This window comes from Paenibacillus sp. FSL M8-0142, assembly GCF_038597315.1.
Taxonomy (GTDB): domain Bacteria; phylum Bacillota; class Bacilli; order Paenibacillales; family Paenibacillaceae; genus Paenibacillus_AQ; species Paenibacillus_AQ lactis.
In genome coordinates this window covers 5,966,889-5,990,019 of record NZ_CP152008.1, presented here as the reverse complement: position 1 = coordinate 5,990,019, position 23,131 = coordinate 5,966,889, and the positions used below count along the sequence as shown (strand labels likewise).

Annotated in this window: 21 protein-coding genes, 1 tRNA gene and 1 riboswitch; of the genes, 13 read left to right on the top strand and 9 right to left on the bottom strand. The window is 49.7% G+C overall.

Annotated features, from left to right (window positions below; all coding sequences use genetic code 11):
• Nucleotides 1-35: 35 nt before the first annotated feature.
• Nucleotides 36-276: riboswitch (cobalamin riboswitch) on the bottom strand.
• A gap of 355 nt (nt 277-631) precedes the next feature.
• Nucleotides 632-937, top strand: coding sequence for an MTH1187 family thiamine-binding protein (locus tag NSQ46_RS27185; RefSeq protein ID WP_007130466.1), 306 nt, complete (start codon nt 632-634; stop codon nt 935-937).
• 113 nt (nt 938-1,050) lie between these two features.
• Nucleotides 1,051-1,122: transfer RNA gene (locus NSQ46_RS27180), tRNA-Thr, on the top strand.
• Between the two features lie 275 nt (nt 1,123-1,397).
• Here the strand turns inward: NSQ46_RS27180 and NSQ46_RS27175 are convergent.
• A complete protein-coding gene (locus tag NSQ46_RS27175; RefSeq protein ID WP_210094203.1) occupies nt 1,398-1,928 on the bottom strand; it encodes a dihydrofolate reductase family protein in 531 nt (176 codons plus the stop codon).
• A 620-nt stretch (nt 1,929-2,548) separates the two neighbouring features.
• Here NSQ46_RS27175 and NSQ46_RS27170 point away from each other — a divergent pair.
• Both NSQ46_RS27170 and NSQ46_RS27165 read left to right on the top strand, forming a co-directional pair.
• On the top strand, nt 2,549-2,653 hold the full coding sequence (locus NSQ46_RS27170) for a YjcZ family sporulation protein (RefSeq protein WP_232239453.1): 105 nt from the start codon (nt 2,549-2,551) through the stop codon (nt 2,651-2,653).
• A 318-nt stretch (nt 2,654-2,971) separates the two neighbouring features.
• On the top strand, nt 2,972-3,835 hold the full coding sequence (locus tag NSQ46_RS27165) for a carboxypeptidase-like regulatory domain-containing protein (RefSeq protein ID WP_007130464.1): 864 nt from the start codon (nt 2,972-2,974) through the stop codon (nt 3,833-3,835).
• Between the two features lie 385 nt (nt 3,836-4,220).
• On the opposite strand, the gene NSQ46_RS27160 is transcribed toward NSQ46_RS27165, so the two are convergent.
• Nucleotides 4,221-4,505, bottom strand: a complete 285-nt coding sequence (locus tag NSQ46_RS27160; RefSeq protein WP_028407331.1) for a hypothetical protein — start codon at nt 4,503-4,505, stop codon at nt 4,221-4,223.
• Nucleotides 4,506-4,646: 141 nt separating this feature from the next.
• On the opposite strand from NSQ46_RS27160, the gene NSQ46_RS27155 reads away from it, so the two are divergent.
• Both NSQ46_RS27155 and NSQ46_RS27150 read left to right on the top strand, forming a co-directional pair.
• Entirely contained in the window at nt 4,647-5,408 is a 762-nt protein-coding gene (locus NSQ46_RS27155; protein ID WP_050954041.1) for a DUF2935 domain-containing protein, read from the top strand.
• A gap of 20 nt (nt 5,409-5,428) precedes the next feature.
• On the top strand, nt 5,429-5,818 hold the full coding sequence (locus NSQ46_RS27150; protein WP_007130461.1) for a YmaF family protein: 390 nt from the start codon (nt 5,429-5,431) through the stop codon (nt 5,816-5,818).
• A 168-nt stretch (nt 5,819-5,986) separates the two neighbouring features.
• Here the strand turns inward: NSQ46_RS27150 and NSQ46_RS27145 are convergent, their stop codons facing one another.
• The 3 genes from NSQ46_RS27145 to NSQ46_RS27135 form a co-directional block, all read right to left on the bottom strand.
• Nucleotides 5,987-6,745, bottom strand: coding sequence for a MerR family transcriptional regulator (locus NSQ46_RS27145; RefSeq protein ID WP_342575405.1), 759 nt, complete (start codon nt 6,743-6,745; stop codon nt 5,987-5,989).
• The gene (locus tag NSQ46_RS27140; RefSeq protein ID WP_342575404.1) at nt 6,720-7,646 is read right to left on the bottom strand and encodes a DUF2268 domain-containing protein; all 927 of its coding nucleotides are present in this window, start codon (nt 7,644-7,646) and stop codon (nt 6,720-6,722) included. Before NSQ46_RS27140 ends, NSQ46_RS27145 begins: the two co-directional genes overlap by 26 nt.
• 190 nt (nt 7,647-7,836) lie before the next feature.
• Nucleotides 7,837-8,952 (bottom strand): nitronate monooxygenase, encoded by a 1,116-nt coding sequence (locus tag NSQ46_RS27135; protein ID WP_342575403.1) that lies wholly within the window; start codon nt 8,950-8,952, stop codon nt 7,837-7,839.
• A 242-nt stretch (nt 8,953-9,194) separates the two neighbouring features.
• On the opposite strand from NSQ46_RS27135, the gene NSQ46_RS27130 reads away from it, so the two are divergent.
• Nucleotides 9,195-10,067, top strand: a complete 873-nt coding sequence (locus NSQ46_RS27130; protein ID WP_342575402.1) for a LysR family transcriptional regulator — start codon at nt 9,195-9,197, stop codon at nt 10,065-10,067.
• A 184-nt stretch (nt 10,068-10,251) separates the two neighbouring features.
• On the opposite strand, the gene NSQ46_RS27125 is transcribed toward NSQ46_RS27130, so the two are convergent.
• Both NSQ46_RS27125 and NSQ46_RS27120 read right to left on the bottom strand, forming a co-directional pair.
• Entirely contained in the window at nt 10,252-10,842 is a 591-nt protein-coding gene (locus NSQ46_RS27125) for a hypothetical protein (RefSeq protein ID WP_341341433.1), read from the bottom strand.
• A 148-nt stretch (nt 10,843-10,990) separates the two neighbouring features.
• Nucleotides 10,991-11,323: a hypothetical protein gene (locus tag NSQ46_RS27120; RefSeq protein ID WP_144872333.1), complete on the bottom strand. Its 333-nt coding sequence runs from the start codon at nt 11,321-11,323 to the stop codon at nt 10,991-10,993.
• 408 nt (nt 11,324-11,731) lie between these two features.
• On the opposite strand from NSQ46_RS27120, the gene NSQ46_RS27115 reads away from it, so the two are divergent.
• From NSQ46_RS27115 to NSQ46_RS27105, 3 genes are all read left to right on the top strand, one after another.
• Nucleotides 11,732-13,477 (top strand): ABC transporter ATP-binding protein, encoded by a 1,746-nt coding sequence (locus NSQ46_RS27115; protein WP_342575397.1) that lies wholly within the window; start codon nt 11,732-11,734, stop codon nt 13,475-13,477.
• Nucleotides 13,474-15,288: an ABC transporter ATP-binding protein gene (locus tag NSQ46_RS27110; RefSeq protein WP_007130454.1), complete on the top strand. Its 1,815-nt coding sequence runs from the start codon at nt 13,474-13,476 to the stop codon at nt 15,286-15,288. The genes NSQ46_RS27115 and NSQ46_RS27110 overlap by 4 nt, the downstream gene beginning before the upstream one ends.
• Before the next feature lie 487 nt (nt 15,289-15,775).
• Nucleotides 15,776-16,051, top strand: coding sequence for a phage holin family protein (locus NSQ46_RS27105; RefSeq protein ID WP_007130453.1), 276 nt, complete (start codon nt 15,776-15,778; stop codon nt 16,049-16,051).
• Nucleotides 16,052-16,379: 328 nt separating this feature from the next.
• Here the strand turns inward: NSQ46_RS27105 and NSQ46_RS27100 are convergent, their stop codons facing one another.
• Nucleotides 16,380-16,610: a hypothetical protein gene (locus NSQ46_RS27100; RefSeq protein WP_007130452.1), complete on the bottom strand. Its 231-nt coding sequence runs from the start codon at nt 16,608-16,610 to the stop codon at nt 16,380-16,382.
• Between the two features lie 18 nt (nt 16,611-16,628).
• Nucleotides 16,629-17,183, bottom strand: a complete 555-nt coding sequence (locus NSQ46_RS27095) for a hypothetical protein (protein ID WP_341341435.1) — start codon at nt 17,181-17,183, stop codon at nt 16,629-16,631.
• Nucleotides 17,184-17,366: 183 nt separating this feature from the next.
• On the opposite strand from NSQ46_RS27095, the gene NSQ46_RS27090 reads away from it, so the two are divergent.
• From NSQ46_RS27090 to NSQ46_RS27080, 3 genes are all read left to right on the top strand, one after another.
• Entirely contained in the window at nt 17,367-19,616 is a 2,250-nt protein-coding gene (locus NSQ46_RS27090) for an excinuclease ABC subunit UvrA (protein ID WP_341341436.1), read from the top strand.
• A 558-nt stretch (nt 19,617-20,174) separates the two neighbouring features.
• Entirely contained in the window at nt 20,175-21,872 is a 1,698-nt protein-coding gene (locus tag NSQ46_RS27085) for an alpha-glucosidase (RefSeq protein ID WP_342575392.1), read from the top strand.
• A gap of 19 nt (nt 21,873-21,891) precedes the next feature.
• Nucleotides 21,892-22,953 carry an NAD(P)-dependent alcohol dehydrogenase gene (locus tag NSQ46_RS27080; RefSeq protein ID WP_342575391.1) on the top strand — a complete coding sequence of 354 codons (1,062 nt, stop codon included), beginning with the start codon at nt 21,892-21,894 and terminating at the stop codon, nt 22,951-22,953.
• Nucleotides 22,954-23,131 lie beyond the last annotated feature (178 nt).

The window sequence follows — 23,131 nt, the reverse complement described above, 5'->3', positions numbered from 1 at the left end:
AAGTTTCACGAACACATCCCTATAACCCCGTAGGTCGGTGTCTGAAGTATACAGGCAGGTCTCCTGACTTAGGCCGTACATATTCGGCGTCTTCCCAAAGTTCGCTTTCGGGGAACTTCAGTGACGTATTGCCAAACTGCCGGCAGCTGCATATGCATATTCATAACAGCCCCGAGGCCTTTACAGTGGCGGGTCCGTGATGGATTTTCACCATGCTTCCCTATTAAGCCGGGCTGCCTGATAGGCTAGCGCGGCACCTGTATACACTATATTTGGTTGTCGTTAATCTAATGTAACCCAATATCTTGTATCTGTAAACCGATTTCTTAAAAATAAACGCAAGGAGAATTATAGCAAACGGACAGGTAATATGCTAGTTGGCCAACCGTCAAAACCGCTCAAGATTCCATGGATTGTGACCAAATGCGACGGTTTTTGCGCGGATTCCGCATCGGTTGCGTTTTGACAACGGATCGTATGACCCATATAAAAATTTGATCTTGGACATACAAGATATTGTGTGTTGACGACTTTGCGAAATTTTGAAAAGACGCCCCGGAATTGATATGATATCTATATCGGATTCAACCACGTTGTGGATGAATGGAATGCTTCGAGGGAGGTTATTGTGATGGCAATTGCAGAAGTAACGGTCATTCCGATCGGAACGGCAACGACCAGCTTAAGCTCATATGTGGCGGAAATGCAGCGTATATTGAAGCAACAGGAGGGAATTACGTACGAATTGACTTCGATGAGCACGATTATTGAAGGGGAGCTCCCTATGATTTGGCGTGCGATCGAGGCGTTGCACGAGGCGCCGTTCTTGTCGGGTGCCAAGCGGGTATCCACCTCTGTCAAAATCGACGACCGGCGCGACCGGGCATCCTCAAGCAAGCAGAAGATCCAATCGGTGCAGGAGAAATTAGGCGGGTAATGCAACCCCTCCTATAGGGTGTTTTTTCCATTAATGAGGGGCTTGCATTTTCCCGCCGAAGGAATATAATATATTTTGTTGTTCCAAAAACGAATGATAACTTCAACAAATTCGCTGGTGTAGCTCAGGGGTAGAGCAACGCACTCGTAATGCGTAGGTCGGGGGTTCAATTCCCTTCACCAGCATCCTTAGAAAGTCAATAACGGCGCGGTTTTCCGAGTTTTCGGAGACGGCGTCTTTTTCGTGTTTTTGGCCGATCTTTTACCATTTTTCTACCCTTTTAGTCAATTGAAGTGGGTTTTTCGCCATCAATTAGGGATTCAATATCCTTTTGAAAAATAAGTTCTAGACTAACACACAGTAACCTAAACAGCGGTAGCCAAGAATGAAAAAATAAAGTCATAGACCGCCGCTGTTTATCGAACTATCGTCCCCTTAGGTCGCTGGACCAACCGCAAAACTAAACTGGAACGTAGGTCAACCTGATCACCTGCTCGCCAATGCGATCGCTTGCCACGAGGCGCAGGGGCGGACGCGGTCCGGCGAAGAACGGCTTGCCGTGACCCAGCACGACGGGATGGAGATAGAGTCGATACTCATCAACGAGACCGAGCTCCGTTAGACTGTGCGCCAACTCCGGCCCGGCAACTTCAATGTCCCCTTCATGCTGAGCCTTCAGCCCCCGTATGGCCGCTGAGAGGTCGCCCTCGATCAGAGAAGCGTTCGGTCCGACGGACTTTAACGTCCTCGACACCACCCACTTCGGTTTGCTTTGCCACGCAGCTGCGTATTCCCGTTCCTGCGCATCCCATTCAAAAGGGTCTTCGTCCCAATATCGCATAGTCTCATACATACGGCGCCCGTACAGCATACCCGTCAGACCGCGCACGTCTTCGATGAAATGAAGGAATAGCATGGGGTCGCGCTGAAGTGCCATGTGGTCGACGAACCCGTCCAGAGACTGATTCAACGCGAAAACGATTTTTGCCATGTGATTGACTCTCCTCCCTGTTTTTCTTGCACATTCATCATCAGGATTACACGTTCCATATGCAGCCTCCTCTATGTCTAAAATTTTATCATCCAACGGCATGCCCGGTTTCTCATGGATTGCTAATGTGGCACAGCCCGACCGAATACAACGTTAGCTTAGACGATTCAACCATATATCCCGATTTACATTGCTGATGCTATATCATTGATTTCAACTATAAAATCCGAATACCCATTAAAAATCCCCGAAGTATTAGCTCACGGGCTTCAGTCTTCTAACAGAACTTCTAACAAATCTTCTAACGGCCAAGAAATACTTCGAGAACCTTAAACGGATTTAGGCGCATAAAAGCCCATAACTAATAGACCTCCGGAACCCTGTAGAACCTTTCCGAAACCTACGGTGTCGCACTTGTAATGCGTAGGTCGGGGGTTCAATTCCGCGTTTTTTTATTTCCTGCAGGGGCGTGATAGTTCGTGAAATGAATTAAATGGTTGATCAGAAATCTATCTCCATGATACATCCGCACATTCTGAACATTATTACCGAAATGTCCAGTCTAAGGGCGTCTATGCTCATAAACTGTACTATTCCAAAATGCGAGGAGGTAAATATCAGTGGGTTACGAAAAACCTTGTTACAACGGCTATGGGAATACAGTAGGTATTGTCCTAGTTTTATTTATTCTCTTGGTTATTATCTTAGGAACTTTTTGGATTTAATCACACAACGGCAAGAAAAACATTGTAAATTTGTTTAGAATTCATTCATCTCTGTTGTGATGTCATGTCAAACTCATGGATCATCCCTTTGGTTTGGGGGCGGCGATTTACCGTCCCCATGAAAGCTCTCCTACACGATAGTCAGCTTATTCGGAATGCCAAATACATAAGCAAGAGGCAAAATCATCGACAGAAAGCTTTTTCGACGTTGTTCAGGTTAGTAACTGCTTAAAAAGTAAGAGTATCGTCAATAGACCAGTCGCTTATAAACGCCCAAGCATATATTGAGTTGAACGATTGGTGAAAGGAGGTGTTGTTTTGCCGATTTCCGACTTGTATAAACTTCAACCAAGTGCTCCAGTTACCGTAGATGGACATGAAGAAGAGAGTGTCAATTTAGCACTTCAAGCCTCACCCAACACCTCCGTTGGTGTCGTGCAGGGGACAGTGCTGCTGCCGAATGGAAATCCGATCCCCTTTGCCACAGTACAGTTATATACTTCTCAAGGGGTGCCATTTGAGCATGTTAACAGCAACCCTCAGGGGCAATATATCATACCAGATATTCCAGTAGGCTCTTATTTAATCACTGCTGCTGAACCTGGCTACCTGACACCTGTCCGTATTCCGCTAACAGTTACCCAAGGTCGACCAACACAAGTTTCGATTACTTTACAGCCAAACCCCGCAGCAACGAGAGGAGCATTGTTTGGCATCGTAAGGAACGTTTCGAATAATGAACCTGTGAATAATGCTTTGGTTAGTCTTTTTCAAATCAATGGGGGCACGGTTACTCCGATCGGAACCTTGACATCCAACGCATCCGGACAGTATTTGTTTGCTGAGCTTCCGGACGGTACCTATTTCGTTCAGGCTACCCTAGCCGGATTTTTATCAAGCCAAAGTGCCACTGTAACGATCCAAGGTCCTGAATATGCCCCCCTTGACATCAACCTGACAGTCGATCCGGATGCAAATACAGGGACTGTAAGTGGTATCGTGACAGACCAAGCAACTGGAGCAGCGATACCCAATGCCCTAGTGGCGCTCTATAGGTTAAACGCAGGAGTGGAACAGATCATCCAGATTACGCGTACGAATCAAGGGGGGCTCTACCTATTTGGCGATTTGCCCCCGGGAACCTATCGTGTGAAAGGGACCGTTCAGGTGAATACAGGATGAAGGAGACTAAAATTCTTACAGGCAGTTCTGTTTTTTCAATCGGTGCTGAAGAAAGTAGATGGGTTCCGCTGGCGCTTAAGGGCAAGAATCATTCCGTCCGGCATGGCTTCAGTCCCGTTCGAGTCACGTTTTGTTTGGTTGTCAGAAAAAAACGAACCGTCTATAAGCATCGGTTTCAGCTCTACATTCGCAGCAAAGCAGGTTGCAGAAACACAATAAAATGGAGCAGTAAAAGAGAGCGAAACTCATGCCTAAAATACCGTAGAATATGCCCGGTAGACATCAAACTGGGGGTGTCGGTGAGGAATAATAAACGGGTAAGCCGCAAGAAAACTAAAGCTGTTATATAAAACACATTTTTTAATCATCCGAATAAATTAAAGTGCTAAAGGTGTTCTTCGGCAATTAGAAGAACGTCTTTATTTTTTGTGGCTAGCTTCCATGTGATTTGAGCGTTGAAATGGACGCTCTTTCTATTTGGGGAGGCACCGGTCAGGCAGTGGAAGTACCAAGATAAGCGGGCTTCCGATTTGAAGATAAACGCGCCGCTCCCAAAGGGAACTAAAACGCAACGGGAAACCCCGGCGAAATTTTCCTGTCCCAGCAGGATATCTGATGAGGAATTTTTGTGAATTAGCTCTTTAATTGATTTTTTGTTCTCCAGTAGCATATTGAAACATGCCATCCTCATACGCTCTGATAACATGACAATATAAACGGTTGTCTTGTAGTGTGCCGAAAGGTGGGAGATGGTTTGTCGGATCCTTTTGTAATCAGATCATTAGACGAAATACGTTTTTGGTCACGCATTATGAAAGAACATTCTTTATTTCTTCGACTTGGATTTAGGTGTGAAGATACGCAGTTAATTAATGAGGCTAACCAATTCTATGCAATATTTGAGGATATTGAAAGAAGAGCACATTCATATCAAGCAGATACGGATCCCGAAACCATTAGACAGTTTAATTCAGAAGTCCGCAATGCAGCTTCACACATTTGGGCATTTAAGAGAAAGGTCCTTGGGCTTATACTTAGGTGCCAGCTTCCTGGGGGAAACAATTTTCCCTTGCTTGTCGATCATGTTAGCCGGGAAGCAAATTACTTTAGAAATCGGTTGGAGGAACTCAATAGCGGGAGACTTGAACCATTGCCTGATGCGATTATTGATGAAAATGTCTTTTTCCTGAAAATAATGGCTGACCATGCAAAATTTATAGGTCATCTGCTTGATCCATCCGAGCGAAAATTAGTGGAACAGGCTAGAGAGTTTAGCCAAGAATTCGATACGTTGATGTTTCAAGCCATCGACTTAAGTTCCATGCGTCCACAATCGCAAACACATCCACTGCTTAGTCAATTTGTTGATGAAAACCGCGTTTCAGTCAAATCCTTGCGAGATTTTAAGAAGACTGCGCGCGATTTGATTGAGCAGTGTCGAATCAAAAGCATCATTCACCCTCTATTAGCAGATCACGTGTTTCGTGAAGCCGAACGATTCTTATTCATACTCGACATGTTCGACCGGTCATTGAGCGGCATGAAGGTAAACAAAAAAGAAATCCTGTTTTAATGTAAGGGAGGCCTTAAGTGATGGAAATACAAGTAACGGGATTTGTTGTTCATTCCGATGACTCCGGTTCCGGACATTCACATCAACTTTTTCTTACATCTTGGGATGGAAGGCCAGTTAACGTTCATGTTCATCCCTTTGAAGGAGATACATCCTTTGATGTTGGACATTACCATCATTACGTGGGTGTAACTGAACCAGCTCCGAGTGGTGTTCCACACGTCCATAACTATCATGCTCAAACATCGTTTAATGACCAGCACAAGCACATGATTAGAGGAACAACGGGTCCTGCCATTCCCTTGGCAGGTGGTGGGCACTATCATTATTTTGAAGGTTATACCACCGTTGATGGCAGAATCCCGCATGCTCATCGATATAGTGGAAATACAGGCAATGAATACGGCTGACCAGTGATTCGGTATAGATGCATTTTTTATGAGGTTGGTTCTAATGATCAGAAAAAGAAAAAGCTTGATCAACGAAAGAAAGCAAACACATATTTTCCTTTAGGGAAAGTGTTTGCTTTCTTTTTTTATTGAAATAACAAGAATCGCCGAACCCAGAGCATTTACCATTCATTGAGATGTTTCACGGTTGATATTATGCATGATTGCACTGTAGAGAAAATCGGCTAACTCTTCATTGCCATATTGATTAAAATAGTTTTTGAATCGTGCATCGAATTTGTAAGTATGGGCAATGCAAGCCAGTAACTCTGCATCACATGTCATGAATTGCATCAGATTATTTTTCCATTCCTCGATTAATCGCTGAACTTCATCGGAGGAAGGATCCTGGTCGATACAAGACGCAATTCGTTTGAATATGTCCTCCATGGCTTGAAAGCTTTCCTCTTTATCATCCGGTGACAATTCTTCCAACGATTCATTAAACTCTTTATACGCCTCGGTTTCGCCATAAAAGAATCTCGCCTCATTTGCATACTGCTCTTTCAATGGCAGGACGGAAGTGCCGTTGAAGAGCTGCAGATCACTAATATCATTTCCCGAAACGTATTCTTCGAGAGCCGCCATGATCGTTTCTAATCTTTGTTTTCTCAATAATAAGGCTTGACGCTGCTCCTTTAATATTTGATTTTGCTCTTGTCTGGGCAGCTTTAAAATGTCCGCAATTTCTTTCAAGGAAAAATCCAATTCCTTTAGGAACAAAATCGTTTGAAGTTTTTCCAAACTGCTTCGATCATATAGTCGATACCCTTTTTCCGTCAGATGTGTCGGTTTGAATAAATCAATTCTATCGTAATAATGCAAGGTCCGACTTGTAATGCCTGTAATCTGAACAATATCTTTAACCGCTAATAATGGTTTCTTCATCCCAGAATCCTTTTACTTCGTCCAGTATTTGAGCAGCAGGCGTGATGGTGGCCTCAAAAATCGTTCTTCCTGTTTTTCTTAAATAATATTGGATCAAATAATATCCGCAGGCGTATCCGGCACTATAAGGCATATTGACTGGTTGAGAATGTTGAAGCTTCGCGATCTCGTCACCGTAAAGATACGGAGCAATTTGATCAAACCCCGTTAACTGCAGCTGCTCTCTAAGCACAGGCTTTATGCGCCGGTTAAGCGTTTCTGCGTTTGTTTTCGTTACCCAAGGACCGAGCAATTCTTTCCCAAACATAAACGTAGCATAATTTTCAGCCAATCCTTCACTTACAATGAGCTCGCCCAAATTCACGGTGTGATCCCACTGGATAAATTGGTATCGCACATTATGGTTGCATTCGTGCGCCAGCGCAGCCTTCATTCGAGGCATTGTGTATTCATTTGGCAGGAGCGTACCCCAGATAAACCCGGGAATGCCACCAAAACCGCTATATCCTTCGTTTATGGTTAAGGCACGGTTTTCCGGATTCCCGAGTTGAATGGTAAACAAATAATCGGAAACGGGAAGATTTATATCGTGCTCAACAAATAGATTCAAGCTTTTCTTCACGGCATGCTCACACTCTAACCAAAAGGCTTCGGACGAAATCAGCTCGATCTCTGCCGAAATCTGCGGGCTAATCTGATGAGGGGCTCGATGCATCATACTATTAAACGTAATCACATCAAAACCGTTGGCCTCTTCAGCTTTAAAAGGGAGCTGTTGAATTTGCCACTGCTTCATAAAGGGAGCCATCATCTCGTTTCTGAATAATTCTAGCTTTTCCTCGGGCGGAGCCTGGGCAACTTTTTGATAAATTTTGTCTGAACGCAGTGTTTGTATGTTCATATCTTTCACTCCTAGTTATGTTTTCATAGCGAGATTATGCACTATGACCTAACGTCATAGTCAAGCGCTTTGAATCAAATCATGAAAAATTAGGTAAAGACGTACCCAGATGCATTCATCTTCCAGCTCCCCGTTCAATAAAAAACGGAAGCCGCGTATCGTTCGATCGCTGCGTCCGTTCTGTGCGAGGTTATTCGTCTAATGGGTGAGAATCATGAATACTTTGATCATTCTTAGAATGCAAGCGCTTGTTTACAAGCAGAATTGCCTGATCCATTGTTTGTTTGATAATGGCAGCGGCAGGTCGGGCTTTAGCCAGCCTCAAGCCTTGTCCAGCCCAGAGCGACATATACTCCGGGTTGTTTGCCATTGCCGCAGCTTGCCTAATATCCCGTGTCATGACATGCTGAATGGGATAAGGGGGGATCTTGCCGGGATACATATGCATACCGCGTATGAATTCTGTACGAATACCACGCGCTGCTTTGCCTGAGTAAGCACATGTAATTACGGTAGCGTCCTCGTTTGCCGAAAGTATCTTTTGTTTGTACGTAGGATGTGCGCCACTCTCTGTACAGGCCAGAAAAGCAGTGCCCATTTGAACCGCTGCTGCTCCTAAAGCAAGGCTGGCTACGAGACCCCGTCCATCCATGATCCCCCCTGATGCGATCACGGGAATCGAAACATGATCACAAATTTGGGGAACCAGAGCCATGAGTCCTATTAAAGCATCGGAGCCGTTCTTCAGAAATGTTCCTCGGTGTCCCCCTGCTTCGCTGCCCTGCGCTACAATAGCGTCAACCCCCGAGAGCTCCAATTGTATAGCTTCATCTACTGTCGTAGCAGTACCCATTACAAATGTTCCACGCTGCTTCATACTTTGAATAACACCCGGTGATGGTATACCAAACGTGAAACTAAAAACGGGAACGCGCTCCTCCAGCAGTACTTGCACCTGCTCTTCAAACGATTCCGAATATTGGGGAAGTGGTGGATTTTGCGGGATTCCAAGCTCCTTACGGCAGGAGTTCAGGTATTCAGCCATTTTGGCAATGGTTTTTTCGGATTCCTCCGGTTGCTCCAGGACAAATAAATTCACTCCGAAAGGCCGGTCGGTTAACGCTCGGATCTTACGGATGGCATGACGGAGTTGTTCAGGGGTTAAATATCCGGCCCCTAGGTTGCCTAGTCCACCTGCGTTTGAAACGGCTGCGACTAACTCAGGAATCGTTGGCCCGCCTGCCATCGGTGCCTGAAAGATCGGATAGCGAATGTTGAGCTTGCTTGTGATCGCTGTTTCAAACATTTTTAATGCCTCCTGTTAATCATGCATATTTCGTGCCTCCATATGGCGAGGACATGTTTAGCTTATAACTGCAGATTAAGGTTGAGCTTAGATTGAGCGCCACCTGGGCATCCATTACGAAACACGGATGATAAAACGTAAGTAAGATTACTGCTTATTTTACCTGCCTTCACATATCAAGTAAAATGAATCTAAATGATGTTTAACATTAAAAATTTTAATGCCTAATACGGAGGTATGCAGTGGACATCCGGGACATGCAGATTTTTTTGGCTGTAGCCAATGAGGGGAGCTTTACCCGAGCAGCCGAGAAGTTAGAATACGTTCAGTCAAGCATAAGCATTAGGATTCAGCAGCTTGAAAGCGAACTAAACACAGAACTGTTTCATCGCGGTCGTCAGGGAGTTCGGCTCACATCATCCGGAGAGGCGCTTAAATCTTATGCTGAAAAAATTATTTTCCTTACCCAAGAAGCAGAGCGGGTCGTATCCGATCGTTCAATCCCTCGGGGGCCTCTTCGAATCGGATCGCTTGAAACCACAACGGCGATTCGGCTTCCATCGATTCTCGCTGAATACCATCATTCATATCCCGACGTCGATTTAGTACTCAGAACGGGGACGACGGAGGAGCTTGTCCATTCGGTACTGAAATACGAGCTGGACGGAGCTTTTGTGTCCTCACCAGGTGAGCATGCAGAGCTTGAAACCGTAGAAGTTGGGGCTGAGGAACTTGTTCTCCTATCAGGCGGGCAAACTGACCCGATCCATCGGCCGGAACATCTACGCCATCTGACCATATTGGTATTTCGTGTTGGATGTCATTACCGTCGTATACTCGAGGATTGGCTGCATGCAAAGGGTGTTTCCGCGAAAATCATGGAATTCGGAACTTTGGAGGGGATTCTGGGATTTATTCATGCCGGGCTCGGCGTTTCGCTGCTGCCTCGGTCGGTAATCGAAAGAGCCATGATGAAATATAACTTACAAGCTCACAACATCTCGGATGAGTTCCTCAGAACACCTACATTGTTTATACGACGTAAAGATACCTTTAAAACAGCAGCGGTATCCGAATTCATTAGGATTTCCAGAGAAAGGTTCAACGATATCTAATAAACAAGACGTAGAGAATGCGGATTTTCTGGATTTGGGGGGCCGTGTCTTTGTGGTTGCTGCAGCAGGGAATCAGCTATCGGTCCTAACTTATACTTTTTGTTCTCAGCATCAGGTGAGTGATTAAGGAATCGGGAGATTCTAAAAGAGACCTGTCGCCTCTATGCGACAGGTCTCTTTGCTATTATGGCAGTTGTCCAGAACCCTTATATTTAAGCTTATTTGGGTCCCAGGTGTAAACCGCTTTAGCGGCTTCCCATCCGCCTTCCGGGAAGTACTTCTTCCAGTACTCGACAACTCTGCTTTTAGAGTCTATGAACACTTGCAAATCCCCCATAATGTTTAGTTTCTCTATCAAGGTTCCGTTTTGTAATCGGTATACGTACATTCTTGTATTGGAAGGGAAATAGTTAAACGAGACCGCAACATGCATTTCTTTCTTCGTAGCGGAGAAGATCTGAATCGATGGGTCATCAGCGTCATCATCGCTCAAAATTCCTGTATTTATCAATACAAGGATTCCTTTTGAATTAAGAAGATAAAAGTTACCCGCTTCGGTAAGTATGAAGTACTCTTTTTTGTTGTCGTTATTAAGGTCGGCAGATTTTATTATCTTTACTCTTTCATTAGGGTATTTCTGATTCAGTATTTTCATTGGATTGTGTGGTTCAGCGTAAGACAAGTTCGCTGATAAAAAGATGAGGCTTAGCGCAAAAATAGACAATGTAAGTTTCTTGAAAATAGGCAATGGTCCCGCAAGTTTTTTATCTTTCACTAATCCAGCTTTAAGCTTCCTTTAAGATTCGAGAACTATGATAAAGACACCCCTTACAATAGATTGGAAGCCCCGCCGAGTGAGCATCGGCGGGGCTTCTTCGCGTATAGGGCTTATGCAGCGGATTAGGCCTTCTTACACAACAATCTTATAATCCCAGCAATCGGGTGATGTAGGCGGTCACGGCCTGGTCTTGGAATGCCTGCCAGTTATCAAATGGTGTGTGCTCCGCCATGAACCGGCTAATCGAGGAATGCTGAATGAAGCGGTCGAAATCCTCGTCGGTTGTTCCTTGATATCCGGCGGACTTCAGAAGCTCTCCAATGGAGGGAAATCCGGTATGCCGCTGCACGAAAGCATCCGTGAACACTTCCTCAACGGGCACTTCCTGCTGCATCTCGGACAGCTTCGAGGCGTTATCCCGAATTTCCTGCAGCTTCTCTTCATTAAGCCCATCCAATGGGTTTATCTCCGTATTCATGATGTGCACCTCCGGTAAGATCACGCAGCGATGGCGTACGTGGTATTGATCCATTCATTATATCTACGAGTTTATAAATATCCGACTTCGATTTTTATGCATAAGGTGGTTGTTATGTGTTGGGAAGGTCAGCTTTTTTGCTTATTTAACCTCATGAACCATCATCAGAATCAACGGAAGCGTTAGAATCTCCTTTCATGACCGATCTACATGACAGACTGTTGTCAATGATCCATATACTATACCACTGGCTGCTTGCGCCGGGAAGGAACTTTATAATCATTCTTTACCTAGGAAAGGCCGGGTTTATCATGTAAACTGGTAATGATTTACTGGTGAGCGGCTTGATCCGATCATGGCTTCGTAAAGGTCGACATCCATATTGGTTGCATAATGGGGGTGGGCACTGTGCCCAAAAAAGAAAAGATATCCATGTCCTGGCTCCTGCGGTACTTGAGTCCGGTCAAGGGAAGGCTGATCATTCTGCTCGTCATGCTGCTGACATCAAGCGGTCTGCAGCTATTGAATCCGCAGATCGTGAAGCGGTTCATCGACACGGCAGCGGGCGGAGGGCTGCTTGGCACCCTGCTGCAGCTGGCAGGGCTGTTTCTGATTGTCGCCGTTGTTAATCAGCTGATTACGGTGGCGGTCAGCTATTTAGGCAACGACATTTCCTGGCGGGCGACGAACCGGCTGCGCGGAGATCTGCTGAAGCATTGCCTCCGCTTGGATATGCGGTTTCATAATACGAAAACGCCCGGCGTCATGATCGAACGCGTGGACGGCGATGTGACCAGCATCTCCAATTTTTTCGCGATGTTCATCGTGCAGGTTATCGGCAGCTTCGTGCTTCTCGCCGGCATATTAGGATTCATGTTTACGGTCAATCTGCCGATTGCCATTGTCATGACCGTCTTCACGCTGCTGTCGATTATGTTTATGGTGATCATCCGCAACCTGGGCGTTCAATCGTCCAAGAACGAGCGCGAAGCAAGCGCATCCCTGTTCGGGCTGATTGAGGAGCGCATTGCCGGGATCGAGGATGTGCAGGCAAATGGTAACGTACCGTATGTGATGAACCGGTTTTACCGTTTGATGCAGGCCGTGTTCCTGAAAGGGCGGAAGGCCTGGATGCTTCGCGTCATCCCTTGGAACACCACGGTTATCCTGTTCGCGCTTGCGGTCACGGGCGTGCTTCTGCTCGGAGTTCGCTACTATCTCATCGGCGAGATCAGCCTCGGGACGTTGTTTCTCATCTATCAATACACGCAGATGCTGAACGATCCGATTGAGATGCTGGGCGACCAGGTGCAGGAATTTCAAAAAGCCAAGTCCGGCATGCTCCGCTCCAGGGAACTGCTCTCGAATCGCAGCGAGATTGTAAACGGGAAGAAGGAACAGCTGCCGGAGGGGCCCCTCGGCCTGGAGTTCGAGCGGGTGAACTTCAGCTACAACGAGGATAAGCCTGTCCTGAAGGACATTACGTTTACCGTGAAGCCAGGGGAACGCCTCGGCATCATCGGACGCACCGGAAGCGGAAAGTCGAGCCTGAGCCGGGTGCTGCTGCGGCTGTACAATATCGACGGCGGGGTCATTCGCGTGGGCGGCACGGATATTACGGAGCTGACGCTCCCGGCCCTGTACCGGCGAGTCGGGATGGTGACGCAGGACGTTCAGCTGTTCGACGGCACGCTCCGCGACAACTTGACGCTGTTCGATGCCGGCGTATCGGATGACTTCATCCTGGAAACGACGGAGCGGCTTGGACTTCGTCAATGGATTGATGCGCAGCCGGAAGGGCTGGACACCCATCTGTCGACGGGAGGGTCATCCTTGTCTGCCGGGGAAGCCCAACTGTTCGCGTTAACGCGAGTCTTTCTGACACAGCCGAGTCTCGTCATTCTGGATGAGCCTTCCTCGCGCCTGGATGCAGCCACGGAGACGATGCTGCAGGCGGCTGTGGATCAGCTGATGCGTCAATGCACGGGAATAATTATTGCGCACCGGCTGGCAACGCTGGAGCAGGTGGATAAAATCATGGTGCTCGGCGACGGACGCATCCTGGAATTCGGGGAGCGTGAGGCGCTGGCCCAGGATCCGTCTTCCCATTATGCCAGACTGCTGACGACAGGCAGAGAGGAGGAGCTTGCATGACGGTAGCCGGTTTTATCGGGCGATTGTTTCGTTTCCGCCCCGCATTGTTTTTGATTAACGGCGTCTTGTGGTGCGTATTCCACTCTTTGCCGCTGTTGATCGGGCTCGGGATGCAGTGGTTCTTCGACCGGGCGACTGCAAGCTCCGGGGCTGCCGACTACCTGTGGCTGGCCGTGCCGCTGATTTTTATTGCGGCTGTGCGGGTCGCGAGAGTCGGGACTTTCTTCGCCGCGTTCTATGAATGGGTAACCTATATCTACCACATTCAGGCGATTCTGCGCACGAATATGCTGGCCGGCATTATGCGCTGGCCGGGGCGGAATCTGCCCGCTTCGCCGGGCGAGGCGATGAGCCGCTTCCGCGATGACGTGGATGAGGTTGTCGAATATGTTGAGTCCTGGGTGGATTTCTGGGGCCGTCTCGTATTTGCATTGGTGTCCGTTGTCATTATGGCGAGCATTAACTGGAAAATCATGCTGGTCGCGGTGCTGCCGCTGGTCATCGTAACGCTGCTGAACAATCTGTCCGGCAACCGGGCGCGGAGATACGGTCAGAAGAACCGGGAAGCGACCGGCCGAATCACGAGTTTTATCGCGGAGACCTTCGGCGCGGTTCAGGCGCTCAAGCTCGGCCAGGCTGAGGATCACGTGCATGAGCGCTTTACGAAGCTGAACGAGGAGCGCCGCCAGGCAGCGCTCAAGGATAATCTGTTCAAGCAGTGGATGCGGTCGCTGAACCAGCATGTGCTCAGCATTTGCACAGGATTAATCCTGCTGATGTGCGCTGCGGAAATGCAGGCCGGACGGTTTAGCGTCGGCGACTTCGCCTTGTTCACGAGTTATTTGGCGAACATCGGATTCAGCATTTCCTTATTTGGTTACATGGTGTTCCAGCATAAGCGGCTGAAGGTATCCTTCGACCGGATGCGGATGTTGTTCCGGCCGGGCGAAGAGGACCGGCTCATTGAAGCGCGGGAAACGTACCTGAACGGGGAGCCGCCGGAACTGCAGGAGCCCGTCAGGGATCCGAAGCTGCAGCTTAAGGAACTTACGGTGAGCGGGCTAACTTACCGGTATCCGGGTTCCGAGAGCGGCATATCGGATATCAGCTTCCGGCTTGAGCGCGGCAAGTTCCTGGTGGTTACAGGGCGGATCGGTGCGGGCAAGTCCACGCTTGTGCGGACCCTGCTCGGTCTGCTGCCGAAGCAGGAGGGGGCAATCAGCTGGAACGGCACGGAGGTGGATCCCGCTGCGTTCCTGGTTCCGCCGAGAGCCGCCTATACGCCGCAGGTGCCGCGTTTGTTCAGCGATACCTTGAGGGAGAACATCGTCCAGGGCAAAAGAGACCATGCGGACGAGGCGTTGAATCGCGCAATCCGTCTCGCCGTTATGGAGAAGGATATCCAGGACCTCGACCAGGGCCTCGAGACCTTCGTCGGCCCGCGGGGCGTCATGCTCTCGGGAGGACAGATCCAGCGTGCGGCTACGGCGCGCATGCTGATGACGGGGGCGGATCTGTATATTTTCGATGACCTGTCCAGCGCGCTGGATGTCGAGACGGAGCAGCAGGTATGGGAGGGGCTCTTCCAGGAAAGCGATGTTACCTGCATCGCGGTATCGCACCGGAGGGCGGCGCTCGCCAAAGCGGATCATATCATCGTCATGAAGGACGGCCGGATTGAGGCGGAAGGCACGTTATCCGAGCTGCTCGCGACAAGCGAAGAAATGAGGCTGCTGTGGGCGGGAGAACAAACGGCCGCGGAGCGTGAAGAGCCGAAGGTCACGGTAAGCGAAAAAGTCGTTCTCAGGTAACGAACGCAACACGTAAGATTTTATTGGAATTGGGGATTGGCAAGAAGAAGATGACGCGTACCCGTATAATACGGGGCGCGTCTTTTTTTATGTGGTCGGGCAAGGGCTGAAGCGGAAGCAAGGATCGATCAAGTTGTGCTATATCCATCCGCTTCTTCTCAAAAACTCTGAATATTCCACCTCCTGTCCCGCATACCTTGATAGTAGAGGAAGAGTACGTTAAGTAACCCTAAGTACCCAAGCGAAATTCTTCATTACGCATTGGGTGCTTGGCAGCTATGGACGGTTAACAGTGGCGCAGAGACTGCTTGGCATGCCTCAAAAATGCACTCAGAAATGCAAAGAATCAAACAATGACAGCCAAATAAAGGCTTGGTTAGCGGGAATGCACAAGGTAGGGGGTTACAGGGCATGAGTCCAAGCAAATCGATAGATTCCGAGAATAGGATGTAGTAGAAAGACATCAGAGGAAGGGTAGGGATATGCCATGGAATGGAGCATTATTGCACAGATGATCGACCCGAGGCTGTCCTTGGTAGTTGTCGCCTGCTGGGTCATCGGCTACGTGCTCAAGCAAACGCCAAAGGTTCCGAATTGGAGCATCATCTATGTCGTTATCGTGGTATCCATTTTGTTCACGGCAGGCCTTATAGGCTGGAGCGTTGAAAATATCATACAAGGTATTATTGCGGGCGCATTTGCCGTATTCGGCCATCAGGCTGTAAAGCAGACGGCAGAGGCGATTTCCGGAAAGAAGAAGTAAATGCCCGGCTTATCTTCGAGTACTCCAAGCGATTAGAGGCGGATATACGCCTTGGAGGCATAAGGACTGATAAAAAATCCAGCTCTTCTTCCTAAACAGCATCGGACAAGCAGACGAGGGAGGAATCGTTAGGGCGGGTGTCAAACGCAATCTGGGTAATCGCTCGAATCCCGGGTAGAAATGCTTCGTGCACCGAAGCATTTCTACCCACAAAAAAGAAGGTGTTTCCTAAGATCTAACGATCTTATGGGGCACCTTCTTGTGTTATGCTCGGCATTTTTAGACTGTAATAAGGTAATGAGAATTACGGGACTGCCTCATAAAATCCTTACATGCGCTGAAACATAGCCGTATCCCGGCTGTAGTGGCTGACCAGACCGGTTTCTTCATTCCGGACACGGACTACGTCCGGCGTATAGCATTCGATGTATCCACGCTCAACCTCCACATACACGCTGGCGGGATCCTCTTCCCACACGGATACGAGCGTTTCCGACAGCGCAGCTGCAAAGAAATGAACGTCTTGCGACAAGTACCTACTATTTCGTTCTATATTCATTGTTTATCCCCTTGATTGTTATTTTTCGGACAAAATCCGGCCGACCAATTCGTTCATGCCCTTCCAGGAATCCTTCAGGATGAATTCATGCTGAATATGCGCATTCCATGGACGCGGGATGAGGATCGTCTGCTTCCCCGCTTCCCTTGCCGCAATCGCGTTATGCGGACCGTCGTCGATCAGGAGATCGAACTCTACTAAATATTTGCGTTTGGCGACGAAAAAATTATCGAACGGTATAAACGGCATATGCGTCTGCAGCCATTTCCATTTCTCGGGCACGGAGGACGGGCGGGCAGCCGTAATGATAATGACGTCATAATCGTGCGTCATCCGCTCGACTTCGTCAATGGTATATTCATCAAAAATGTCGAGCTCCTCATATAAACCGGGCTTTCCGAAGAAGAAATCCTCCGAGCATTCGGGATGCCAGATTTCACTCAGGTTGTAGTCCGTAATCTGATCCAGCTTAAGCTGCGGGTCTTTATACTGCAAATTATGATAGTGAATGGCTTTAGGAATCAGGTGGCAGATCGTGTCATCCATATCAATCGCTACGATTTTTTTACTCATATCTCTATTATTCTCCCATAATCCGGAACCGGAATAAATATGATTTTCCCGTAATTGTAACGGACTGGATGCACATTGGCAAACCATTCATCATTTTTTAGAGGTTTCCTTCAATTATGACGGTACATGTCATGATTCATTCTTATAATGGAAGCACATTACAAGGCATAGGAGGATTTTAGGATGTCACATTCGTTTATCGACATTCAGGGAGCAAGGGAGAACAACCTGAAGAACGTGTCACTGCAAATTCCGAAGCGGAAAATCACGGTGTTTACCGGCGTGTCCGGTTCCGGCAAATCATCGATCGTGTTCGATACAATCAGCGCGGAGGCCCAGCGCCAGCTGAACGAGACCTTTACCGCATTCGCCCGCAATCGCCTTCCTCGGCATAAGCAGCCGGATGTCGATTCGATCGATCATCTGTCCACGGCCATCGTCATCGATCAAAAGCGGCTGGGCGGCAATTCCCGGTCGACGCTTGGAACGATTACGGATCTGTATTCGATTCTGCGGCTGCTGTTCTCCAGAGTGGGGAAGCCGTTCATCGGGTATTCCAACGCGTTCTCGTTTAATGACCCGCAAGGGATGTGCCCGGAATGCCAGGGGATCGGCAAGAAGGTCGAGCTGGATCTTAATAAGCTTCTGGATCCGTCGAAATCGCTGAACGAGGGAGCGGTGCTGTTCCCGATCTTTTCGGTAGACAGCTGGTATTTAAGAAACTACACGTATTCCGGTTTCTTTGATAATGACAAGAAGCTCTCGGACTATACCGACGAGGAGTGGGAGCTGCTGCTGTACGGCAAGGATCGCAAGGTGTCGTTTCCGTCCAAGGGCGGGCCGATCGAAGCCGAATTTGAAGGGCTCGTTCATAAATTTAATCGGCTCTACATTCAGCGGGACAGCAGCGAGCTGTCCGAACGGACGATGAACCATGTCAAAAATTTCATCACGCACGCCTCTTGCCCGTTATGCAAAGGGACCCGGCTCAGCCAAGCGGCTTTAAGCTGCCGGATCAACGGCTACAATATTGCCGAGTGCACGGCGATGGAAATCCCGGAATTGAAGAAGGTCATTGAGAGCATTCGGGAGCCGATCGCGCAGACGATGGTGGACAGCTTAACCGAACGGCTGCAGCATTTGATCGATATGGGTTTGGATTACCTGACCTTGAATCGGGAGACGACCACCTTGTCCGGCGGCGAGTCCCAGCGGGTCAAGATGGTCCGTCATCTGGGCAGCAGCTTAACCGATATGATGTATGTCTTCGATGAGCCGAGCGTCGGGCTCCATCCGCGGGATGTGCAGCGACTGAACGGGATGCTGCGCAAGCTGCGCGATAAAGGGAACACGGTGCTGGTCGTGGAGCATGACCGGGATGTGATCGAAATCGCCGATCATGTGGTGGATGTCGGGCCTTACGCGGGAACCCGTGGGGGAGAGATTGTTTTTCAAGGAACGGTGGAAGATCTGTACAGCCAGGAGGACACCTTAACCGGGCGCTTCATGAAGCAGAGCTTGCCGATTAAAACAAGCTTCCGAAAGCCCTCCGGCCATATGAGGATTTCCGGCGCGAACGTGCATAATTTGAAAAACGTGACGGTCGATATTCCGGAAGGCGTGCTGACGGTTGTCACTGGGGTAGCAGGGTCGGGCAAAAGCTCGCTCATTCACCATGCCTTCCTGCCGGAGCATCCCGAAGCGATTGTCATTGACCAGTCTGCCGTAAGCACCTCGATTCGCTCGAATCCGGCCACCTACACCGGAATCATGGACGATCTTCGGAAACGGTTTGCCAAGGCGAATGGACAGAGCCCGTCGCTGTTCAGCTTCAATTCGAAGGGAGCCTGCCCGGAATGCCAAGGGTTGGGCTTTATCTACACGGACTTGGCCTTTATGGAAGGCGTTGTGTCGCCATGCGAAACATGCGAGGGACGACGCTTCAGGGACGAGGTGCTCCAATACAAGCTGAATGGCAAAAGGATCACCGAGGTGCTGGATATGACGGTGCTGCAGGCGCTGGACTTTTTCGAAAACAAGGAGATCATCCTTCGTCTCCAGGCGCTGCATGATGTCGGGCTGCATTATTTGACGCTTGGTCAGCCGCTCAGCACCCTCTCCGGGGGAGAGAATCAGCGCATCAAGCTGGCGAGCGAGCTGCACAAGCAGGGCAAGGTGTACGTGATGGACGAGCCGACGACCGGGCTGCATATGTCCGATGTCGGGCATTTGATCGAAATCATGAACCGGCTGGTGGATAACGGTAGCTCGGTGATCGTCATCGAGCATAATCTGGACGTCATCCGGCAGGCGGATTGGATTATCGATATGGGGCCGGAGGGCGGCAGCCGGGGCGGAACGGTTGTGTTCGAGGGGACGCCTGCGCAGCTGGTGAAGGCGAAGCATTCGCTCACCGCCAAGTATGTGGTGTGATTAATCATCCTTAAGACCTGCGATGCTGGAGTTGTCCCAAACAGTGGTGTTTACTGCTGCGGGGCAGCTCTTTTTCAGTAAGTCCCCCAGCAGCTCCGATTCAGGAGGCCCCCCAACGTCTCCGATTCACACGAAGTCCTCAAACAGTGCCAATGAAGAAGTCGCCTTAACAGCTCGTTTCAGGAAGCCTCACCGACCAACTCAGGATGGTCTCCCACATGGAGGGCTTATAAGCAGGGCAATCCGGCAATACTGGATGCAGCGGCAGGTACAGGAGAGGCATGGAGAGCAGTTTCCGAACGATGAGCGGCCGCTCTTACACCGGGTGCAGATACGTCGGCTGAAGATGCGTCAACTGAAGTTACGCCAACTGAAGATACGCCGGCTGCAGTTAAGTTAGCTGCAATTACGCCAGCTGAAGTTCCGTCAGCTGAAGTTACGTTAGCTGCGATTACGCCCGCTGCAGTTACGCCAGCCCTCTCCTGCCTGCACCATTCAATCATTGCAGCGTCCTGTCAGCTACCGCACGGGCCGCATACATAACGGGGGATACTAACAATGCGAACAGTATGGTGGAAAGAAGTTGTCGCTTACGAGATATACCCGCGCAGCTTTATGGATACGAACGAAGACGGCATCGGCGATCTTCCTGGCGTCATTTCCCGCCTGGATTATTTGAAGGAGCTCGGCATCGACGTGATCTGGATCTGCCCGATCTATAAATCGGCCAATGATGACAATGGCTATGATATCAGCGATTATCATGCCATCATGGAGGAATTCGGCTCAATGGAGGATTTTGACCGGCTGCTGGCGGAAATTCACGACCGGGGCATGCGGGTGATCATGGACCTGGTCCTGAACCACACGTCGGACGAGCATCCGTGGTTCATTGAATCCCGGTCTTCCCGGGACAACCCCAAACGGGACTATTACATATGGCGCGACTCCAAGGAAGGGGCCGAGCCCAACAATTGGGCGTCGATGTTCAACGGCTCCGCCTGGGAGTACGATGAGCAAACCGACCAATATTACCTGCATCTCTACTCGAGAAAGCAGCCGGATCTTAATATGGAGAATCCGGAGGTGAGGCAGGAGCTGATCCGGATGATCCGCTGGTGGCTCGACAAGGGCATTGACGGCTTCCGCGTGGATGCCATAACGCATATCAAAAAAGCGCCGGGTCTCCCGGACATGCCGAATCCGGGCAATTTCCGCTATGTCGATGCGAATCCGGGCCACCGCAATATTGAAGGCATTCATGACTTTTTACAGCAGTTCAAGCGCGAAGCCTTTGCGGAGTATGACATTATGACGGTGGGCGAGGCCAGCGGAACCGATGTCTCCGAGGCCGATCTGTGGATCGGTGAGGAGAACGGGGCCTTCAATATGATTTTTCAATTCGAGCATGTCAGCATGGATTTCGGAGCGGAGGGCCGCTGGGATTTTGCCCCGTGGGATTTGGCGGAGCTGAAGCGTATTACCCGCAAGTGGCAGAAGGGACTTGAGGGCGTCGGCTGGAATGCGCTGTTTATGGAGAATCATGATCAGCCGCGCTCCGTCTCCCGTTTCGGCGATCCCGTGAATTTCCATAAGGAATCCGCCAAAATGCTGGCTACCTTCTTCATGCTCCAGCAGGGGACGCCGTTCATTTATCAAGGACAGGAGATTGGCATGACCAATGCGGATTTCAGCGAGCTGAGCCAATACCGGGATGTAGAGATCTACAACTATTACCGGGAGCGGCTGCTGGACGGGAAGGACGTGGAGGAGACGATGCGGAGAATCGCATATCGGGCACGCGATAACGCAAGAACCCCGATGCAGTGGGATGACTCGTTGTACGGAGGCTTTTCGACCGTTGTGCCGTGGATCCGCCCGAACCCGAATTACCATGAGATCAATGTACAGCAGCAGGAGAAGGATCCGGACTCGATCCTGAACTTTTACAAAGCATTGATTCGCCTGCGAAAATCCAGTCAAACGCTCATTTACGGCACCTATGACGATTGGCTGGAGGAACATCCGGAAATTTTCATGTATTCACGAAGCTTAGAGGATGAGGCTTATTTGATCGTCTTGAACTTTTCTGGAAACACCCCCGAGCTTCGCATGCCCTCCCCGTGGCGGGAGCGCAAGCTCGAAGTCGTTCTCTCCAATTATACGCCAGCCGAAATTCTACAGGACCGATTCACGCTGCGCCCTTATGAAGCGGTTGTATATCGTGTTACACTACAGGAGAAAGCGATTACTTGAGATTCGAGGTGTTGTCAGTATGTCACAATCGAAAATGATGGCAGCGGCCGTTCTGGACAAGCCGATGTCGATCGGCGTGAAGCAGGTTCCCGTTCCCGAGCCGAAGCCGGATGAAGCGCTCATTCAGGTTTACTGCATCGGCATTTGCGGTTCGGATGTCCATTACTATGAACATGGGCGAATCGGCAGATATGAGGTCAAGGAGCCGCTAATTCTGGGACACGAGCTAGCAGGCACTGTGGTTCAGACCGGGGATCAAGTGACGAACGTATCGGTAGGAGACCGTGTCGCCGTCGAGCCGGGCGTAACCTGCGGTCGCTGCGCGTATTGCAAGAGCGGCCGGTACAACCTCTGCCCGGATGTCGTATTCATGGCTACCCCTCCGGTGGATGGGGCATGGGCGGAATACGTGGCGGTTCGCAGCGATTTTCTGTTTAAGCTGCCGGACGATATGTCTTTTGAGGAAGGGGCGCTGCTGGAGCCGCTGTCCGTTGGTCTCCATGCGGTTCGCCGCGGCCGGATCCGCCCGGAGGACCGGGTGCTGGTGCTCGGCCTCGGACCGATCGGCCTCTTGGCCATCGAGGCGGCCAAGCTGTCCGGGGCATCGCAGGTGTACGGAAGTGATGTAGTGGAATTCCGGCGCGATTTGGCGTCGCGGATCGGAGCCGCTGGCGTAATCAATCCGCTGTCGGATGACGTGCCTGAGCGGCTGAAGGAGCTGACTGGAGGAGAAGGCGTGGACCTGATCATCGAGACGTCCGGCAATGCGGTCGCGATTGGAAGCTCCATCGGCTACGTGAACCGTGGCGGACGGATCGTGTTTGTCGGCCTGCCGACGAAGGACGCCATTCCTGTCGATATCGGCGCACTGGTGGATGCCGAGCTGGACGTGTACGGCGTGTTCCGCTATGCCAATACGTATCCGGCGGCGATTCGATTGCTGCAGAGCAGCAGCAGCCGGATCCGGGATATCATAACCCATGAATTCCCGCTGGACCGGATCCAGGAGGCCGTGGAGCTGGCCCGGACGCAGAAGGACACCAGCGTGAAGGTTATGATATATCCGGGACGGACGTCATAACAAGCGGCCCATTCGTTCGTTTCTCGGCACAGCAGCACTCTGGATGATACGGTTCTCTAAATTTCATTAGTGCCTAATCCCAAAAGTTACTTAGCAGCAAGCAGCCCGGCTCCAATCATCATGGAGCCGGGCTGCTGTACATTTTGGGGATTCGTTAAATGTATGTCTTCCCAAATAA

What these genes read in the sequence shown, in the direction of transcription:
- NSQ46_RS27185 (WP_007130466.1), top strand. Translation starts at nt 632, where the DNA reads ATGGCAATTGCAGAAGTAACGGTCATTCCGATCGGAACGGCAACGACC.
- NSQ46_RS27175 (WP_210094203.1), bottom strand. Translation starts at nt 1,928, where the DNA reads ATGGCAAAAATCGTTTTCGCGTTGAATCAGTCTCTGGACGGGTTCGTC.
- NSQ46_RS27160 (WP_028407331.1), bottom strand. Translation starts at nt 4,505, where the DNA reads ATGCTACTGGAGAACAAAAAATCAATTAAAGAGCTAATTCACAAAAAT.
- NSQ46_RS27155 (WP_050954041.1), top strand. Translation starts at nt 4,647, where the DNA reads ATGAAAGAACATTCTTTATTTCTTCGACTTGGATTTAGGTGTGAAGAT.
- NSQ46_RS27150 (WP_007130461.1), top strand. Translation starts at nt 5,429, where the DNA reads ATGGAAATACAAGTAACGGGATTTGTTGTTCATTCCGATGACTCCGGT.
- NSQ46_RS27145 (WP_342575405.1), bottom strand. Translation starts at nt 6,745, where the DNA reads ATGAAGAAACCATTATTAGCGGTTAAAGATATTGTTCAGATTACAGGC.
- NSQ46_RS27140 (WP_342575404.1), bottom strand. Translation starts at nt 7,646, where the DNA reads ATGAACATACAAACACTGCGTTCAGACAAAATTTATCAAAAAGTTGCC.
- NSQ46_RS27135 (WP_342575403.1), bottom strand. Translation starts at nt 8,952, where the DNA reads ATGTTTGAAACAGCGATCACAAGCAAGCTCAACATTCGCTATCCGATC.
- NSQ46_RS27120 (WP_144872333.1), bottom strand. Translation starts at nt 11,323, where the DNA reads ATGAATACGGAGATAAACCCATTGGATGGGCTTAATGAAGAGAAGCTG.
- NSQ46_RS27110 (WP_007130454.1), top strand. Translation starts at nt 13,474, where the DNA reads ATGACGGTAGCCGGTTTTATCGGGCGATTGTTTCGTTTCCGCCCCGCA.
- NSQ46_RS27105 (WP_007130453.1), top strand. Translation starts at nt 15,776, where the DNA reads ATGGAATGGAGCATTATTGCACAGATGATCGACCCGAGGCTGTCCTTG.
- NSQ46_RS27100 (WP_007130452.1), bottom strand. Translation starts at nt 16,610, where the DNA reads ATGAATATAGAACGAAATAGTAGGTACTTGTCGCAAGACGTTCATTTC.
- NSQ46_RS27095 (WP_341341435.1), bottom strand. Translation starts at nt 17,183, where the DNA reads ATGAGTAAAAAAATCGTAGCGATTGATATGGATGACACGATCTGCCAC.
- NSQ46_RS27090 (WP_341341436.1), top strand. Translation starts at nt 17,367, where the DNA reads ATGTCACATTCGTTTATCGACATTCAGGGAGCAAGGGAGAACAACCTG.
- NSQ46_RS27085 (WP_342575392.1), top strand. Translation starts at nt 20,175, where the DNA reads ATGCGAACAGTATGGTGGAAAGAAGTTGTCGCTTACGAGATATACCCG.
- NSQ46_RS27080 (WP_342575391.1), top strand. Translation starts at nt 21,892, where the DNA reads ATGTCACAATCGAAAATGATGGCAGCGGCCGTTCTGGACAAGCCGATG.